Annotated in this window: 18 protein-coding genes and 1 tRNA gene; 11 read left to right on the top strand and 8 right to left on the bottom strand. The window is 68.7% G+C overall.

Features of this window, described 5'->3' with window-relative positions; all coding sequences use genetic code 11:
* Window positions 1–26: 26 nt before the first annotated feature.
* On the top strand, window positions 27–257 hold the full coding sequence (locus VNG13_10125) for a DUF433 domain-containing protein (protein HVA60872.1): 231 nt from the start codon (window positions 27–29) through the stop codon (window positions 255–257).
* Window positions 254–622 carry a DUF5615 family PIN-like protein gene (locus VNG13_10120; GenBank protein ID HVA60871.1) on the top strand — a complete coding sequence of 123 codons (369 nt, stop codon included), beginning with the start codon at window positions 254–256 and terminating at the stop codon, window positions 620–622. Before VNG13_10125 ends, VNG13_10120 begins: the two co-directional genes overlap by 4 nt.
* A 107-nt stretch (window positions 623–729) precedes the next feature.
* Here the strand turns inward: VNG13_10120 and VNG13_10115 are convergent.
* Window positions 730–812 (bottom strand) — tRNA-Leu (locus VNG13_10115).
* Between the two features lie 89 nt (window positions 813–901).
* Between VNG13_10115 and VNG13_10110 the strand changes: the two genes are divergently transcribed.
* The 7 genes from VNG13_10110 to pknB are packed head-to-tail and all read left to right on the top strand — an operon-like array spanning window position 902 to window position 9,607.
* Complete coding sequence (locus tag VNG13_10110; protein HVA60870.1) at window positions 902–1,672, top strand: DUF3662 and FHA domain-containing protein; 771 nt, start codon at window positions 902–904, stop codon at window positions 1,670–1,672.
* Window positions 1,673–1,684: 12 nt separating this feature from the next.
* A complete protein-coding gene (locus VNG13_10105) occupies window positions 1,685–2,167 on the top strand; it encodes an FHA domain-containing protein (protein ID HVA60869.1) in 483 nt (160 codons plus the stop codon).
* Complete coding sequence (locus tag VNG13_10100; protein ID HVA60868.1) at window positions 2,164–3,528, top strand: PP2C family serine/threonine-protein phosphatase; 1,365 nt, start codon at window positions 2,164–2,166, stop codon at window positions 3,526–3,528. The genes VNG13_10105 and VNG13_10100 overlap by 4 nt, the downstream gene beginning before the upstream one ends.
* Window positions 3,525–4,937, top strand: a complete 1,413-nt coding sequence (locus VNG13_10095; protein HVA60867.1) for an FtsW/RodA/SpoVE family cell cycle protein — start codon at window positions 3,525–3,527, stop codon at window positions 4,935–4,937. Before VNG13_10100 ends, VNG13_10095 begins: the two co-directional genes overlap by 4 nt.
* On the top strand, window positions 4,934–6,388 hold the full coding sequence (locus VNG13_10090; protein ID HVA60866.1) for a penicillin-binding protein 2: 1,455 nt from the start codon (window positions 4,934–4,936) through the stop codon (window positions 6,386–6,388). Before VNG13_10095 ends, VNG13_10090 begins: the two co-directional genes overlap by 4 nt.
* Complete coding sequence (locus VNG13_10085) at window positions 6,385–7,884, top strand: protein kinase (protein HVA60865.1); 1,500 nt, start codon at window positions 6,385–6,387, stop codon at window positions 7,882–7,884. The genes VNG13_10090 and VNG13_10085 overlap by 4 nt, the downstream gene beginning before the upstream one ends.
* Entirely contained in the window at window positions 7,874–9,607 is a 1,734-nt protein-coding gene (gene pknB, locus VNG13_10080; protein ID HVA60864.1) for a Stk1 family PASTA domain-containing Ser/Thr kinase, read from the top strand. The genes VNG13_10085 and pknB overlap by 11 nt, the downstream gene beginning before the upstream one ends.
* Here pknB and VNG13_10075 read toward each other — a convergent pair.
* From VNG13_10075 to VNG13_10055, 5 genes are read right to left on the bottom strand one after another with little or no spacing between them, the layout of a single operon-like run.
* A complete protein-coding gene (locus tag VNG13_10075) occupies window positions 9,597–10,211 on the bottom strand; it encodes an aminodeoxychorismate/anthranilate synthase component II (GenBank protein HVA60863.1) in 615 nt (204 codons plus the stop codon). The genes pknB and VNG13_10075 overlap by 11 nt on opposite strands.
* Window positions 10,208–10,456 (bottom strand): hypothetical protein, encoded by a 249-nt coding sequence (locus tag VNG13_10070; protein ID HVA60862.1) that lies wholly within the window; start codon window positions 10,454–10,456, stop codon window positions 10,208–10,210. The genes VNG13_10075 and VNG13_10070 overlap by 4 nt, the downstream gene beginning before the upstream one ends.
* Before the next feature lie 8 nt (window positions 10,457–10,464).
* A complete protein-coding gene (locus VNG13_10065) occupies window positions 10,465–10,677 on the bottom strand; it encodes a hypothetical protein (protein ID HVA60861.1) in 213 nt (70 codons plus the stop codon).
* Window positions 10,678–10,681: 4 nt separating this feature from the next.
* Window positions 10,682–11,347 carry a class E sortase gene (locus VNG13_10060; GenBank protein ID HVA60860.1) on the bottom strand — a complete coding sequence of 222 codons (666 nt, stop codon included), beginning with the start codon at window positions 11,345–11,347 and terminating at the stop codon, window positions 10,682–10,684.
* The gene (locus VNG13_10055) at window positions 11,344–12,093 is read right to left on the bottom strand and encodes a DUF881 domain-containing protein (GenBank protein HVA60859.1); all 750 of its coding nucleotides are present in this window, start codon (window positions 12,091–12,093) and stop codon (window positions 11,344–11,346) included. The genes VNG13_10060 and VNG13_10055 overlap by 4 nt, the downstream gene beginning before the upstream one ends.
* Before the next feature lie 94 nt (window positions 12,094–12,187).
* Here VNG13_10055 and VNG13_10050 point away from each other — a divergent pair, with 94 nt between their 5' ends.
* Window positions 12,188–12,439, top strand: a complete 252-nt coding sequence (locus VNG13_10050) for a cell division protein CrgA (GenBank protein ID HVA60858.1) — start codon at window positions 12,188–12,190, stop codon at window positions 12,437–12,439.
* Between the two features lie 58 nt (window positions 12,440–12,497).
* The gene (locus VNG13_10045; GenBank protein ID HVA60857.1) at window positions 12,498–12,920 is read left to right on the top strand and encodes a hypothetical protein; all 423 of its coding nucleotides are present in this window, start codon (window positions 12,498–12,500) and stop codon (window positions 12,918–12,920) included.
* On the opposite strand, the gene VNG13_10040 is transcribed toward VNG13_10045, so the two are convergent.
* Both VNG13_10040 and VNG13_10035 read right to left on the bottom strand, forming a co-directional pair.
* Window positions 12,854–13,831 carry a rhomboid family intramembrane serine protease gene (locus VNG13_10040; protein HVA60856.1) on the bottom strand — a complete coding sequence of 326 codons (978 nt, stop codon included), beginning with the start codon at window positions 13,829–13,831 and terminating at the stop codon, window positions 12,854–12,856. The genes VNG13_10045 and VNG13_10040 overlap by 67 nt on opposite strands.
* A gap of 28 nt (window positions 13,832–13,859) precedes the next feature.
* Window positions 13,860–14,390: a peptidylprolyl isomerase gene (locus tag VNG13_10035; protein HVA60855.1), complete on the bottom strand. Its 531-nt coding sequence runs from the start codon at window positions 14,388–14,390 to the stop codon at window positions 13,860–13,862.
* Between the last annotated feature and the right edge of the window lie 40 nt (window positions 14,391–14,430).

Genomic DNA, 14,430 nt, shown 5'->3' with positions numbered 1-14,430 from the left:
GGCCTCGTGACGCGTAACATTGGGCCATGGCCTTCGAGCGGATCTCCGTCGATCACCGGATCATGGGTGGAGTGCCGTGTATCCGCGGCACCCGGATTCCGGTCGCAACGGTCGTGGCCATGGTCGCGGAGGGCATGGCCCGCGAGGAGATCCTCACCGAGTACCCCCAGCTCACAGGCGAGGACCTCCAGGACGCCCTCCGTTACGCGGCGGCCGCGGTCGATGAGCGAGAGCTGCCGGCGCGGTCCACCGGGTGAAATTCCTCGTCGACGAGTCGCTTTCGGCACGGGTTGCAGCTCTGCTCGCACAGGCAGGACACGACGCTGTCCACGTCGGTGATCTCGGGCTGCTGGGCGCCCTAGATGAGCGAGTCCTGGCCGCGGCCGCAGTGGACGAGCGCGTGCTCGTTTCGGCCGACACTGACTTTGGCGAGTTGCTCGCGCTCGGTCGTCACCCTGGGCCGAGCATCGTGATCTTCCGTCGTGCGCCACATCGCCCCGACCAGCAAGCCAGGCTCTTGCAGGGCTACTTGGGCGATGTCGAGGACAGCCTGCGCACTGGAGCGGTTGTCATCGCTGGCCCCGACCGGGTTCGGGTCCGCTTGCTTCCCATCACCGAATAGCGCCGTGACGTGGGGGATCCGCCTGCATCTCCCCGGTGGTGATGCCTTGGCGATGACATCGTGTCCTGTGAAGAACAAAAGCCCTGGTCACAAGGCCTTTTCTGAAGTGGGCGAGGGGGGAGTTGAACCCCCACGTCCTTACGGACACACGGACCTGAACCGTGCGCGTCTGCCATTCCGCCACTCGCCCGAGCGGTCCTGGACGCTACCACCGCCAGCGGCTCCGCGGCCGGCAAAGCGTGCCGGATACGATCACCCCGGGAAGGGAAGGGACGCGTCGTGGGAGTTCTCCAGCGCTTCGAACGGCGCCTCGAAGAGCTCGTCGAAGGTACCTTTGCGAGGGTCTTCAAGGGCGAGGTCCACCCGACCGAGATCGCGGTCGCGCTCCAGCGGGAGACCGACGACCGTAAGGCGATCGTCAGTGAAGACCGGGTCCTCGTCCCCAACGAGTTCTGGGTCGAACTCGGACCTCGTGACCACGAGCGCCTCGCCCCGTACGCTGACCCGCTCGCCGAGGAGTTCGCGGCAATGATCCGCGAGCACGCCCAGGACCAGTCCTACACATTCGTGGGCCCGGTTCAGGTCGGCTTCGAGCTCGTCGAGGAACTCGATACAGGCGTATTTCGAGTCCGCAGCAGTGTCCTAGCGGCGGCCAAGGTCGAGAGCGGCATGACCAGCCGGCCGGCCCCCGAGACGACGTCGGGCGGCAGCGACGGCAGTTTGCCGGGCAATCCGCGTCTGCTGCTCCACCCCCCGGAGGTCGGGGGCTCGAGCCCGGAGGCCCGCGGCAGACAGCGGGAGTTCGCGCTGACGGCAAGGGTTCTGATCGGCAGGGGACCGGACGCCGACCTCCGGCTCCACGATCCCGGTGTCTCACGGCGGCATGCTCTCCTCCGGGAGGAGAATGGCGCCTTTCTCGTCGAGGATCTCGGATCGACGAACGGAACGCTCGTCAACAACGTCGCGGTCGGCATTCGCGAGCTCGCCTCGGGAGATCGGCTGCGGCTCGGAACGACGACGCTGGTGTTCGAACGCGACTCCGCGGGCTAGGCGGCGCGGCCGATGTCAGCTCTGGTTCTCTTCCTGCTCAAAGTCGGGTTCCTCGCGGTGCTCTGGCTCTTCGTGCTGGTCGCGGTTCTTACCGTGCGGCGAGACCTGCTAGGGCCGCGGCCGGCCGGCCGCACTGCCCCGCCGGTCAGCGCCCCGCGCGGGAAGCGGGGGGACGCCGCTCGGCCTCGCAAGGCCGCGAAGTCCGCCGCCAGACACATGGTCGTCGTTCAGGGGGTCCTCGAAGGCACAAGGGTGCCTCTAGGGGATGGGCCGATCACGATCGGGCGGGCTGACGACTCCACGCTCGTCCTCAGCGACGACTACGTGTCGAGTCGGCACGCCCGGCTCTTTCCCCGGGATGGCCAGTGGCTCGTCGAGGACATGGGTTCGACGAACGGTACCTTCCTCGATCGGCAGAAGGTGACCTCGGCGACCCCGGTGCCGTTGGGCGTACCGATCCGCGTGGGGAAGACCGTGATGGAGCTGCGCCGGTGACGCTGCAGCTGCGGTTCGCCATTCGTTCCGACGTCGGCCTACTGCGAGAGGGGAACGAGGACGCCGCCTACGCCGGCCCGCGGCTACTCGCCGTCGCGGACGGGATGGGTGGGCACGCCGCCGGTGAGGTCGCGAGCGCCGAGGCGATCGCCGCGATCGCCCCCCTCGACGACGACACCCCCGGCGCCGACATGATCAGCGCATTGCGGGCGGCCGTCGAGACGGCTAACGGGAGACTGCGCGACCTCGTCGCTCGAGACCCTGCCCTCGACGGGATGGGGACTACCCTCACCGCACTGCTGTGGGCCGGACAGCGGCTCGCTCTAGTCCACGTCGGGGATTCCAGGTGCTATCTGCTCCGGGATGGCGTGCTCACCCAGATCACTCACGACCACACGCTGGTTCAGCAGTTCGTCGACGAGGGTCGCATCTCCGCCGAAGAAGCGAGCTCACACCCGCAGCGCTCGCTGATCACCCGGGCACTGGACGGACGCGGTGAAGTAGAACTCGACCTGTCGGTCCGGGAGTCCCGAGCGGGTGACCGCTACCTGCTCTGCAGCGACGGGCTCTCCGGCGTCGTCTCGGCCGACACCATGCTCGAGGCCCTCGGTGAACCGAACCCGAACAAAGCCTGTGAACGGCTCGTCGACCTGGCCTTGCGTGCGGGTGGACCGGACAACGTGACCTGCATCGTCGGTGACGTCATCGACGGTGACACCGGCAACGGCCCGCTGGCTGGGCCTCTGGTCGCCGGAGCGGCCATGCTCGAATCCGTCGCCCCCCCACCACCCGACACCTCGGCTGGGCGGGCCGCTCGGGCGACCCTGACCCGCCGAGCGGCACCTCGGCACCGTGCATCGGACACCCAACCAGCCGCCCGACCCCGTCGGCGGCTGGCGATCGCCCTGGTCGCCGCCGTCCTACTGGCCGCCATTGCCGGCGGCGCCGTGCTCTGGACCCGCTCCCAGTGGTACGTCGGCGCCACCGCGGGCAGCGCCGAGCAAGTCGCGATCTTCCGAGGGGTCAACGCCTCGCTGGCTGGGCTTCACCTGTACTCGCTGGCCCAGCAGACCGGCCTGCCGGTTCAGGCTCTGCCCCCCTTCGACCGCCAGCAGATCGCTGACGGGATCCCGGTGAGCGGGGTGGCCGCCGGACGCCGCAAGATCGGACAGCTCACTTCGGATGCCTGCTCGAACCTGACCAGCCAGCTACCCCTCGCGCTCCGGACTGCCCCCACACCCGCTCCCACCCGGACCCCTTCCGCGCGCGCGGTGACACCCCAACCCAGGCCGACCGTGCCGCCGGGCCTGAAGGTGCTATTCGCCGAGGCCGGTTGTGCGTTGCCGGCGGGCCCGTCGTGACCGCGATCGCCGGCGACCCGGCACTCGGACCACGGCGGCGCGGCGTCGAGATCACCTTGGTCGCGCTCGCCATGCTGGTCACGGTTTTCGCCTACATCGACGTCGGGTTCGGTCACTCGAGCCACTTCCCCACGGACACCATCACCTACGGGCTGCCCCTGGCGGCTACCTTCTTCGTGGCCCACCTCGCGGTCCGCCGCCTGGCCCCATACGCCGATCCCGTCCTGCTTCCTACCGCCGCCGCACTCAACGGGCTGGGCCTCGTCCTCATCCACCGACTCGACCTGGCCTCGGCGGACACCGCGCGGGCCGCGCACCGACCTCCACCGACATCGGATGCCCGGCTTCAACTCATGTGGACGATCGTGGGGATCCTCCTGTTCGTTGCGGTGCTCGCGGTAATTCGCGACCATCGGATCCTCCAGCGTTACACCTACACGCTGATGGTCGTCGGTCTGGCGCTGCTCTTCCTCCCCACCGTCCTGCCGGCCCGCTTCAGCGAAGTGAACGGCGCGCATATCTGGATCCGGGTCGGCGGACTGTCCTTCGAACCGGAGGAGGTCGCCAAACTCGCTCTGGAGGCATTCTTCGCCGGATACCTGGTAGCCAAACGCGACCTGCTCGCCCTCGCGGGACGACGAATCGCCGGGGTCGACCTTCCCCGGGGTCGCGACCTCGGACCGGTCCTCGTCGCCTGGCTAGCCAGCGTCGCGGTCCTCGGACTGGAAAGCGACATCGGCACTTCCCTGATGTTCTTCGGGATCTTCATCGTCATGCTCTACGTCGCGACTGAACGGCGCTCCTGGGTGGTCATCGGGATCGGACTGTTCCTCGTCGGCACGTTTGCCGCGTATCACCTTTTCGCGCACGTCAAGGAACGTTTCGTAATCTGGCTACACCCGTTCAAGTACGTTCAGGGAAACGCCTACCAGCTCGTCCAAGGCCTGTTCGGCTTGGCAACCGGTGGCATTCTCGGCACGGGGCTGGGCCAGGGACGACCGGGAATCGTGCCCTTTGCCAAGACCGACTTCATCGCCGCAACGATCGGAGAGGAACTGGGCCTGGTAGGGCTCATGGCCGTGCTCGTCATCTACATTCTGCTGGTCGCGCGGGGACTGCGTGCAGCGCTGTCGGTCCGCGACGGCTTCGGCAAGCTGCTCGCGGTCGGTCTCGCCTTCGGACTCGCGCTCCAGGTCTTCGTGCAGATCGGCGGGGTCACCCGGCTCATACCGCTCACCGGAATCACGCTCCCGTTCCTCTCCTACGGTGGTTCCAGTCTGGTCGCCAACTGGATGCTCGTGGCCCTGCTGCTGCGGATCTCGGACTCGGCCCGCCGCCCGATGTCGGCCCTGCCGCCGAGTCCGCCCACCGGTCCGGACCAGGCGATGACCCAGGTGGTCCAGGCATGAATGCCCCCATCAAGCGGGTGGCGATCGCGATCCTCGCCCTGTTCATCGCTCTGCTGCTCAACATCAACTACGTGCAGGTCATCGACGCGGCCAGCCTGCGGAACAACTCGCACAACAGCCGGATTCTGTTATTCCAGTACTCCCATGAGCGCGGCCCGATCATCGTGGGTGGTCAGGAGATCGCCAAGTCCGTTCCGACCGGCGACAGCCTGAAGTACCTCCGGGAGTACCCAGGCGGCGCCGAATTCGCCCCGGTGACCGGCTTCTACTCGTTGGTCTACGGTGCGACCGGGATCGAGGCGGCGGAGAACTCGATCCTCGCCGGTGACGACAGCCGGCTATTCGTGCGACGCCTGTCCGACCTACTCACCGGACGGGCACCCCAGGGTGGGGCCATCGTTCTTACGATCAACGCCAAGGCCCAGCAGGCGGCCTGGGCAGCGATGCAGGGGAAGCAGGGCGCGGTCGTGGCGCTCGATCCACGAACCGGGGCGATCCTCGCACTGGTCTCCTCGCCGTCCTATGACCCATCCCCACTGTCATCGCACAACACCGCGCAGATCCAGGCCACCTACCAGAACCTGCTCCGAGCGCCCGGCAATCCGCTGCTTGACCGCGCACTGGAAGAGAGCTATCCGCCGGGCTCGATGTTCAAGATCGTCGACTTGGCGACCGCGTTCAGCACCGGCCAGTACACCGCGCAAACACAGCTCCCGACTCCGAACGCGCTCCTGCTCCCGGAGACCACGGTTCTGCTCCACAACTTCGCCGGGGAGAGTTGCGGCAACGGGGTCACCGACACGATCGCCGACGCCTTCCGCATCTCGTGCAACACGGCGTTCGCCGGCCTGGGCCTCAAGCTCGGGATTGGAAGACTCGCAGCGCAGGCCAAGAAATTCGGCTTCGGCACCGGGCTGTCGGTACCGCTTCCGGTCGCTGCCAGCCAGTTCTCCAACGGCGCGAATCTGCCCAACACAGCGCTGGCGTCGATCGGGCAATACGACGACGCGGTCACCCCGCTTCAGGCGGCGATGGTCTCCGCCGCGATCGCCAACAACGGAGTCCTCATGGCCCCTTACCTGGTACAACGGGTAGAGGCTCCCGATCTGTCCACGATCAGCCAGGCGCAGCCCCAACAACTCGGGACTCCCGTGTCCCCCGCCGTCGCGAGCCAGATCAAGCAGCTGATGGAGTTGGTCGTCAACTCCGGCACCGGCACCGCCGCTCAGATCCCGGGTATCCAAGTGGCCGGCAAGACTGGTACGGCCAACCATGGCGCACCCGGTACTCCGCCGGATGCCTGGTTCACCGCGTTCGCGCCCGCAGACAACCCCGCGGTCGCGGTCGCGGTCATCGTCGAGAACGGCGGCGGGCTCGGCGGCAACGATGCCACGGGCGGAGCGGTCGCCGCCCCGATCGCACGGGCGGTCATCCAAGCGGTGATCGGATGATCATCGCTCAGGATGCCGTGCTCGGCGATCGCTACACCCTTCTGGTGCGGATCGCCGGCGGCGGCATGGGCGAGGTGTGGCGCGCCCGTGACGGCGTTCTCGACCGCACGGTGGCGGTCAAACTGCTCCGCGCCGACCTCGGCGACGACGAGCATTTCCGGCTCCGGTTCCGGGACGAGGCGAAGAACACGGCAGCCCTATCCCATCCGGGCATTGCGAACGTTTTCGACTACGGCGAGCAGGACGGCCTGGCTTACCTCGTTATGGAACTCGTCGACGGCGAGCCGCTGTCCACGGTGCTCCAACGGGAGGGACCACTTCCCCCGGCGCAGGCGCTGGGCATCGTCGGCCAGGCAGCGCTCGCCCTCCAGTCGGCACACGACGCCGGGGTCGTGCACCGCGATGTCAAACCGGGCAACCTGCTCATCCGCAGCGACGGTGTGGTCAAGGTCACCGATTTCGGGATCGCCCGCAACACCTCCACGGCTGCGATCACCCAGACCGGCCTGGTACTCGGCACCGCGCATTACCTATCGCCCGAACAGGCCGAGGGCCAACCCGCAACCGCGGCCAGTGACCTCTACGCGCTCGGCGTCGTCGCCTACGAGGCCCTTTCCGGCGGACGGCCTTTCACCGGCGATAACGCCGTCGGCATCGCGCTTGCCCACATCCGCGCGGAAGTACCGCCCCTGCCTTCCTCCCTGCCGGAGCCAATCCGTGAATTCGTCGCCCGGGCGATGGCCCGGGACCCGGCCCAGCGCTTCGCCGATGGTGGGGAGATGGGTCGGACCGCTCTCGCACTCTCCGGGCGGACGGAGGGGATGGCGGCGGCCGTGCCCGTCCTCGCGCCCGCCGGGGCCCGGGCCCCCGGAGCCGCTACACCGACCCGACAGCTCACCGCCGGCACCCCCGGGCGGCTCACTCCGATCCCGACGACACTCGATCGGGAGCGCCGGCGGGTTCGCCGGATCTTCATCGGGATCGGCGGCCTCGTCGTCATTCTCGGCTTCTTCACCATCCGGGCCTGCGCGACTACGCCCACCGCACGGGTCCCGACCGTGATCGGAACGAACCAGGCCGCCGCCGTCTCCGCGCTGAAGCACGCCGGCTTCGCGGTGGTGACGACAACGGTCACCGATCAGAACCACGCGCGCGGCACGGTGCTCACCGAAAGCCCCAAGCCCGGCAGCTTGATCGATCAAGGGTCGAGGGTGACGCTGACCCTCGCCGCCGGACCCCAGCTCGTCACGGTCAACCCAGCCGCTGCGATCGGGCAGCCCTACCCGACGGTCGCGGCCACCCTGGTCCAACTCGGACTCGCCGTTCGCGAGGTCACGACGCCCGTTGGCGGGGTTCCACCGGATACCGTTGTCGGAGTGGGGCCATCTGGTTCGGTGTTGCAGGGCAGCACCGTCACGCTGACGGTAGCGAGCGCGCCGGGGCCCCCCGGGCCCGGCAAACCGGGTAAGGGCAACGGCGGCGACAATGGCCACTGAACAGCGCACCCTGGGCGGGCGGTACGAGCTCGGCGAGATCCTCGGCTTCGGTGGGATGGCCGAGGTTCACCTCGGCCTCGACGTGCGGCTCGGTCGTGACGTCGCCATCAAACTGTTGCGGGCCGACCTGGCTCGCGACCCGTCGTTCCAGGGCCGCTTCCGTCGCGAGGCTCAGGCCGCCGCCGCGCTCAACCATCCAGCCATCGTCGCCGTCTACGACACTGGCGAGGACACGGTCGCCGGCGTCACCGTCCCGTACATCATCATGGAATACGTCGAGGGTCACACCCTGCGCGACGTGCTGGCGCAGGAAGGCCGGTTGCTACCGGAGCGAGCCCTGGAAATCGCCGCTGAGATCTGCCGGGCCCTCGACTACAGCCATCAGGCCGGCATCGTGCACCGCGACATCAAACCGGCGAACGTCATGCTCACCCCCTCGGGCGACCTCAAGGTCATGGACTTCGGCATAGCCCGGGCGATGACCGCCTCCGCCGCGACAATGACGCAGACCGCCGCGGTGATCGGCACCGCCCAGTACCTCTCACCCGAACAAGCCCGGGGTGAGCACGTCGACGCGCGGAGCGACATCTACTCCACCGGTTGCCTGCTCTACGAGTTGCTCACCGGGTCGCCGCCGTTCACTGGGGATTCCCCGGTCGCGGTCGCCTATCAGCACGTTCGCGAGAGCCCGATTCCACCGTCCAGGCTCGACCCTGAGATCCCCGCCAGCGCTGACGCGATCGTGCTCAAGGCCATGGCGAAGAACCCGGCGAATCGCTATCAGTCCGCGGAGGAGATGCGAGCCGACATCGGCCGAGCGCTCGCCGGGCGCCCGGTGCAGGCAACGCCAATCTTGAACGACGACACCGCTCTGATCGCCCCGGCTGCGGCCTCGACGACGGTGCTCCTCCGCCAACCCGGCGACGACCGGACCCGCCGCGGCTGGGCATACCTCCTCCTTTTCGCTGCCGTCGTCGCGGTCTTCGTCATCGCACTGCTCGTCGCGAAGTCCCTGCTCGGGCATTCGACTATGGACGTGGTCACGCCGGACCTGCACGCACTACCGCTCGGCCAGGCGGAACAGGTGCTCTCGGCAAAGGGGCTGCACGCGGGTTCGATCATGACCGTGTACAACGCCCTTCCGAAGGGCGAGGTGATCAGCCAGTACCCGGTGGCCGGCATCCTCTACGGAAAGGGCAGCGCGGTCAACCTCACGGTGTCCCAAGGCATCCAGATCGTCGCGGTGCCGCAGTTGATCGGACTGACCGAGACCAGCGCGGCCGCGCAGCTCAAGTCCTCCGGGCTCGCCGTCGGCACGGTGACCGAGCAGAACCAGCAGGGTGCGGTGAAGGGCACGGTGCTCGACAGCACCCCCGTGCCGGGAACGTCCGTTCCGGCCGGGACCAAGGTCAACCTCGTCGTGGCCTCGGGCAGCGTTCAGGTGCCCAATGTCATCGGGCAGACTCCCCAAGCGGCGGATTCCGCGCTGGCCGGTGCCGGTTTCCAGGTGGTCGAGCAGCAGACGTTCGACACCACCCAACCGACCGGGCTGGTCGTCAACGAGTCGCCGAACCCCGGCAGCTACCAACCCCAGGGAAGCACCGTGACGATCACGGTGAACGAGGCGCCAACCGCGTCGCCCACGCCGTCGCCCACGCCGTCGCCCACCCCCACCGGATCGCCGAGCAGTTCGCCAAGCCCGACGGTCAGCATCAGCCCGTAACCGCCGCGAGCCGGGTGGCCGCGTCGGGATCACCGCAGGTGGTCAGCCAGTTCGCCAGCAGCCGGTGGCCACCTTCGGTGAGGATCGACTCCGGGTGGAATTGCACGCCCTCGACCGGCAGCTCCCGATGCCGCAGTCCCATGATGACGCCGGTATCGGTCCGTGCGGTCACCTCGAGGGGATCGGCGACGCTCTGCGGGTCGACCACCAGTGAGTGGTAGCGGGTGGCGGTGAACGGGTCGGGCAACCCGGCCAGCGCGCCCGCACCACCGTGGTGCACCGCGCTGGTCTTGCCGTGCAGCAACTCGGGAGCACGGTGAACCACCGCGCCGTAGGCCACGGCGATGGCCTGGTGGCCAAGGCATACCCCAAGCACCGGAAGGCGCCCCGCGCACGTGCGGACCAGTGGGACGCAAACCCCGGCCTGCTCGGGGGTGCCTGGCCCCGGACTCAACAGGATCCCGTCGACCGCCAGCTCGAGGGGCTCCGCCGGCTCGAGCGCGTCGTTGCGCCGGATGACGCACTCGGCACCGAGCTGGCCGAGGTACTGGACCAGGTTGAAGACGAAACTGTCGTAGTTGTCGATCACGAGGATCCTGGTCATTGCGAGCGCGCCGTTCGGGCCCGCGGGCGAGCCGCTGGCGGCCCGGTCCGGCGTCGCCCCTCGTCGAGCAGCACCCGGCGCAGCGGCTTGCCGACCGTCGTTCTCGGGAGGGAGTCCCGGAACTCGACGAGCTTCGGCACCTTGGCCGCCGCGAGCCGCTGCGCGCAGGCGTAACGGATGACCCGCTCGGCGTGGCCGGTCCGCCGACCCCGGTGCGGTCGGGGCGCGGAGGCGGCGCCGGGCATCGGCCGGCTCAATTCGGTGTGCCCGGCGTTGCCGGGGTCGAGGCGGGCGGCGCGGTGGGTGAGGCCGGACCGATGTTCACGTGATTGAACGGCAACCTCGGCTCGACCCAGGGAAACACAAGGAAGAACAGCAGCGCCACCACTCCGGCGAGCAGCACGATAGTCCCGGCCAGCTTGCCGGGCAGGCCCCCGGGGAGCCGCCGCCAGATCCACACGTACATCGGCTCAGCCTCCCAGTGCCAGCACAGCCGGTGGACCTTCGAGCCGCGGTTGGCTGCTCGCCAATCGCGCGTACAGGATCAGCCGATGGCTCGCCGAATACTTGGGGGTACAGGTGGTGAAGGTCATCATCGCCTCGGTAGGGCGCTCCCCGGGGTGGTTGGGAACCGGGGCGATGACCGCGAGATCGTCCGGGAGCACGGTCTGTTCGGACAGCACCTGGTAGACGTAGTAGGACGTGTAGGTCTCGACGACGATCGGATCGCCGACCCGGAGCTCGTCGAGCCGGTTGAACGGCGCGCCGTAGGTGGTCCGGTGCCCCGATACGACGAAGTTGCCGATCTGCCCCGGTAGCGCGGTCCCCGGATAATGCCCGGGTCCCTTCTTCAGGTCCTCCTCGAGGACCCCCTCCACGATGATCTTGTCGTAATCGCGCTCGAACCGGGGGATGAACAGCTCGGCGATGCCGTCGCCGAGGATGAGCGGCGCCTCGGCGTGCCGTTGGGTCCAGATCTCGTGCAGCTGCACAGACAGGTGATGCTGTTCCCGGTTCGTGTACAGGTTGGTGACGAAGAGCTCGTAGACGACGAACAGCAGGATGACTATGCCGCTGGTGATGAGCAGTTGGCCGAGGCCGCGTAGCCCGGTGCGAATCGTGTCGCCGACCGTCACGGGGCGGCCACGGCGGACGAGAGCTCGAGCGGACCGCGGTAGCCGGGCAGGGTCGTCGATCCGGGGGTGGTCACGGCGTAGCCGAGCCCAAAGGCAGCGACGTACTCCCGATAGATCTGCACGTCGGTCGACTCGTCGAGGGCGAGTTGCAGCCGCGACGGATCCCCGATGGCGGTCACCACGTAGGGCGGGGAGTAAACGATGCCGTCGAGCAGCAGCGTGTTCCCCACGCAGCGCACCGCGGTGGTGGCCACCACCCGGTCATCCATGATCGACATGCCCCGGGCGCCCCCCGCCCAGAGCGCGTTCACTACGGCCTGGACGTCTTGCTGGTGAACCACCAGATCGTCTGGCGTTGGATTGCCCGGCGGGGTCCGACCCGCGGTGGGGCGGGGGGCGTCGTTCAAGGTAACGACAACGGCCGGACCCGAAACGGGATCCAGGCCGGCCAGGCTGCCGAGTGATTCCGCCTGCGCCTGAAGGGTGGCGACCGCCTGCTCCCCGGCCCCCACTCTCGCGGTGAGCGCGGCGACCCGGTCCGCAAGGGACCGCTCGGTTGCGGCGAGCCGGCTCGCCTGGAGTTGCTCGGCGACGATCAGGCCGGACAGCCCGGTAGTCCGGCTGGCCTGCAGATCGGTGCCCTGCGCGGTGCGCCCGGAGGCGACGAACAGCACCCCGGCCAACGCCAGGACGACCGGCACCGCGGCGCTCCACGCGCCGCCGCGGGGTCGCCAGGGCAGGTGCACCGCGGGTCCTTCCTCGCCGGGATGGTGGTCTCGGCGTCTACGCTAAGGGACGCGCCGCCTCCCGGGGGGCGGTGGCCATCGGACGGAGGGAAACGTGCCCAAGTCGCGGGTCCGGCAGAAGGCGGCCTATACCCCGCCGCCACGCCAGTCACCGAAGAAGAAGCAGAGCCCGCCGTGGGTTGGCGCACTCATGGTCATCTCCTTCCTCATCGGCATCGCTTGGCTCGCGCTTTTCTACGTCACCGACGGATCGTTCGTGCTGCTTCGTCCACTGCACAATTTCAATCTGCTCATCGGGTTCCTCTGGATCCTCGGCGGCTTCGGGCTGGCCACCCGCTGGCGCTGAACGATCTTTCACCGCTGTCATTTACCCACAGCTTTTGTCCACAATGGGGATGACGGGAATGGCGCCGCCCATCGAGCCTGAGCTGACCGCGTCCTGGTCACCGCGCCCGGTGCTGCTGGCCGCGCTCTGGGCTGGCGCGCTCGCGCTGATCGCCGCCGCCATCTTCACCGACCCGGCCGGACGGGTGCTCGCGGGCGCCGGCGGAATCCTCCTCATCGGCGAGGGTGCCCGGTCGCGCGCCCTGCGGCCGACGATCGCCCTCACCCGAAGCGGGATCTGGGTGGTGGCGACCTGGCGCCGGGAGCTTCTGCCCTGGCCGGAGGTCACCGCCGTCCGCGCCGTCACCCTGGGGTACCTGACCCGGGCCCGGGCACTGGAGATCGAGACCGTGGACCGGATCATCGTGCTCGCCGGCTACCGGGTCGGCGGGGACACCCCCAGGGTCGCCGCGGCGATCGAAGCGGCCAGGCCGGCGAGCTGAGCCGGGAGGTAGGTCTGACGCAGGTCATGCGTGCGGACCGCGCAGGCGGCCACCAGGACGACTGCGAGCACGAGCAGGCCGCCGGCCTGGACCGCGCTACGCCATCGCCCGGCCGGCGCGTAGGCCAGCAGCGCCGCGATCGCCGCACCGATGACGAGCCCGCCGACGTGACCCCAGATGCTGATGCCGGAGATCGTGAAGGTGAGCACGAGGTTGAGCACGATGACACCGACCATCGCGGTGGCGTCCCGGCGCTGATGGCGGGCGAACACGACGAAGGCCGCGAACAGCCCGAAGATGGCGCCTGAGGCGCCCGCGGTTGGTTGACCGGGCCCGCTGAACAGGTAGACCGCAACGCTCCCGCCGAGGCCGGCCCCGAAGTACAGCATGAGGTAGCGCACTCGGCCCAGGATTCGCTCGAGGGTCGGGCCGACGAGGTACAGCGCGTACATGTTGGCCGCGATGTGCACCAACCCGTAGTGCAGGAACATCGAGGAGAGCAGCCGGTCGTACTGCCCGGCAACCCCGACGTCGTACGGGATCAGCGCCAGTCGCCCGTACAGGGGCGACGCTCCGCCGGAGAAGCCCAGGCTGGTCCCGCCGATGGCGGTGACGAGGAAAATGGCGACGTTGATGCCGATGAGGCCGTAGGTGACGATCGGCGGACCGGCGGCGACCCGCCCGCCGTAGACCGTCCTCGGCGTCCGGATCGTTCGGCTGCCCTCGGCGACGCATTCGGGACACTGGAATCCGACCGCGGCGGGTCGCATGCAGTCCGGGCAGATGTAGCGGTCGCAGCGCACGCAACGGACCGATGCGGGACGCCTCGGGTGCCGGTAGCAGGTGGTCTCGGCACCCAGCCCCGGGTCGGCCGCGTCCCTCCCGGTGCCAGTGGGACCGTCGGCGCTCACCCCATTCCCGCCCTTGCCCCCGCGGTCCTCAGGCGCCGGTGCGTTCGACGCTCACCGAAGTGACGACCACGTCGATGGCCGGTCGGTCCCGGGGGCCGGTCGGCAATCCGATGATCCGGTCGACGACCGATCGACCGTCGGCGTCGGCGACCTCACCGAAGATCGTGTGCTTTCCGGTGAGCCATGCGGTCGCCGCAACGGTTATGAAGAACTGCGAACCGTTGGTGTTCGGGCCGGCGTTCGCCATGGCGAGCAGATACGGGCGGGTGAAGGACAGCTCGGGGTGGATCTCGTCCGGAAACCGGTAGCCCGGGCCACCTGTGCCAGTGCCGAGCGGGTCACCGCCCTGGATCATGAAACCGCTGATCACCCGGTGGAACACCGTGCCGTCGTAGAGCGGGGCGGTACTGGTAGCGCCGCTGCGCGGATCGGTCCACTCGCGGCTTCCCTCGGCGAGGTCGACGAAGTTGCGCACGGTCTTCGGCGCGTGATTCGGGAAAAGTTCGAGGCGGATGTCGCCCTCGGACGTGTGCAGGGTGGCAAAGAGCTGTTCGGCCACGATCGGGTCCACCTCGGGGGATCGGCTGGGCCGCCATCCT

Source organism: Mycobacteriales bacterium, from assembly GCA_035533475.1.
Classification (GTDB): Bacteria; Actinomycetota; Actinomycetes; order DATLTS01; family DATLTS01; genus DATLTS01.
The sequence above is the reverse complement of the archived record's forward strand: the minus strand, read 5'-3'. Positions and strand labels throughout refer to the sequence as shown.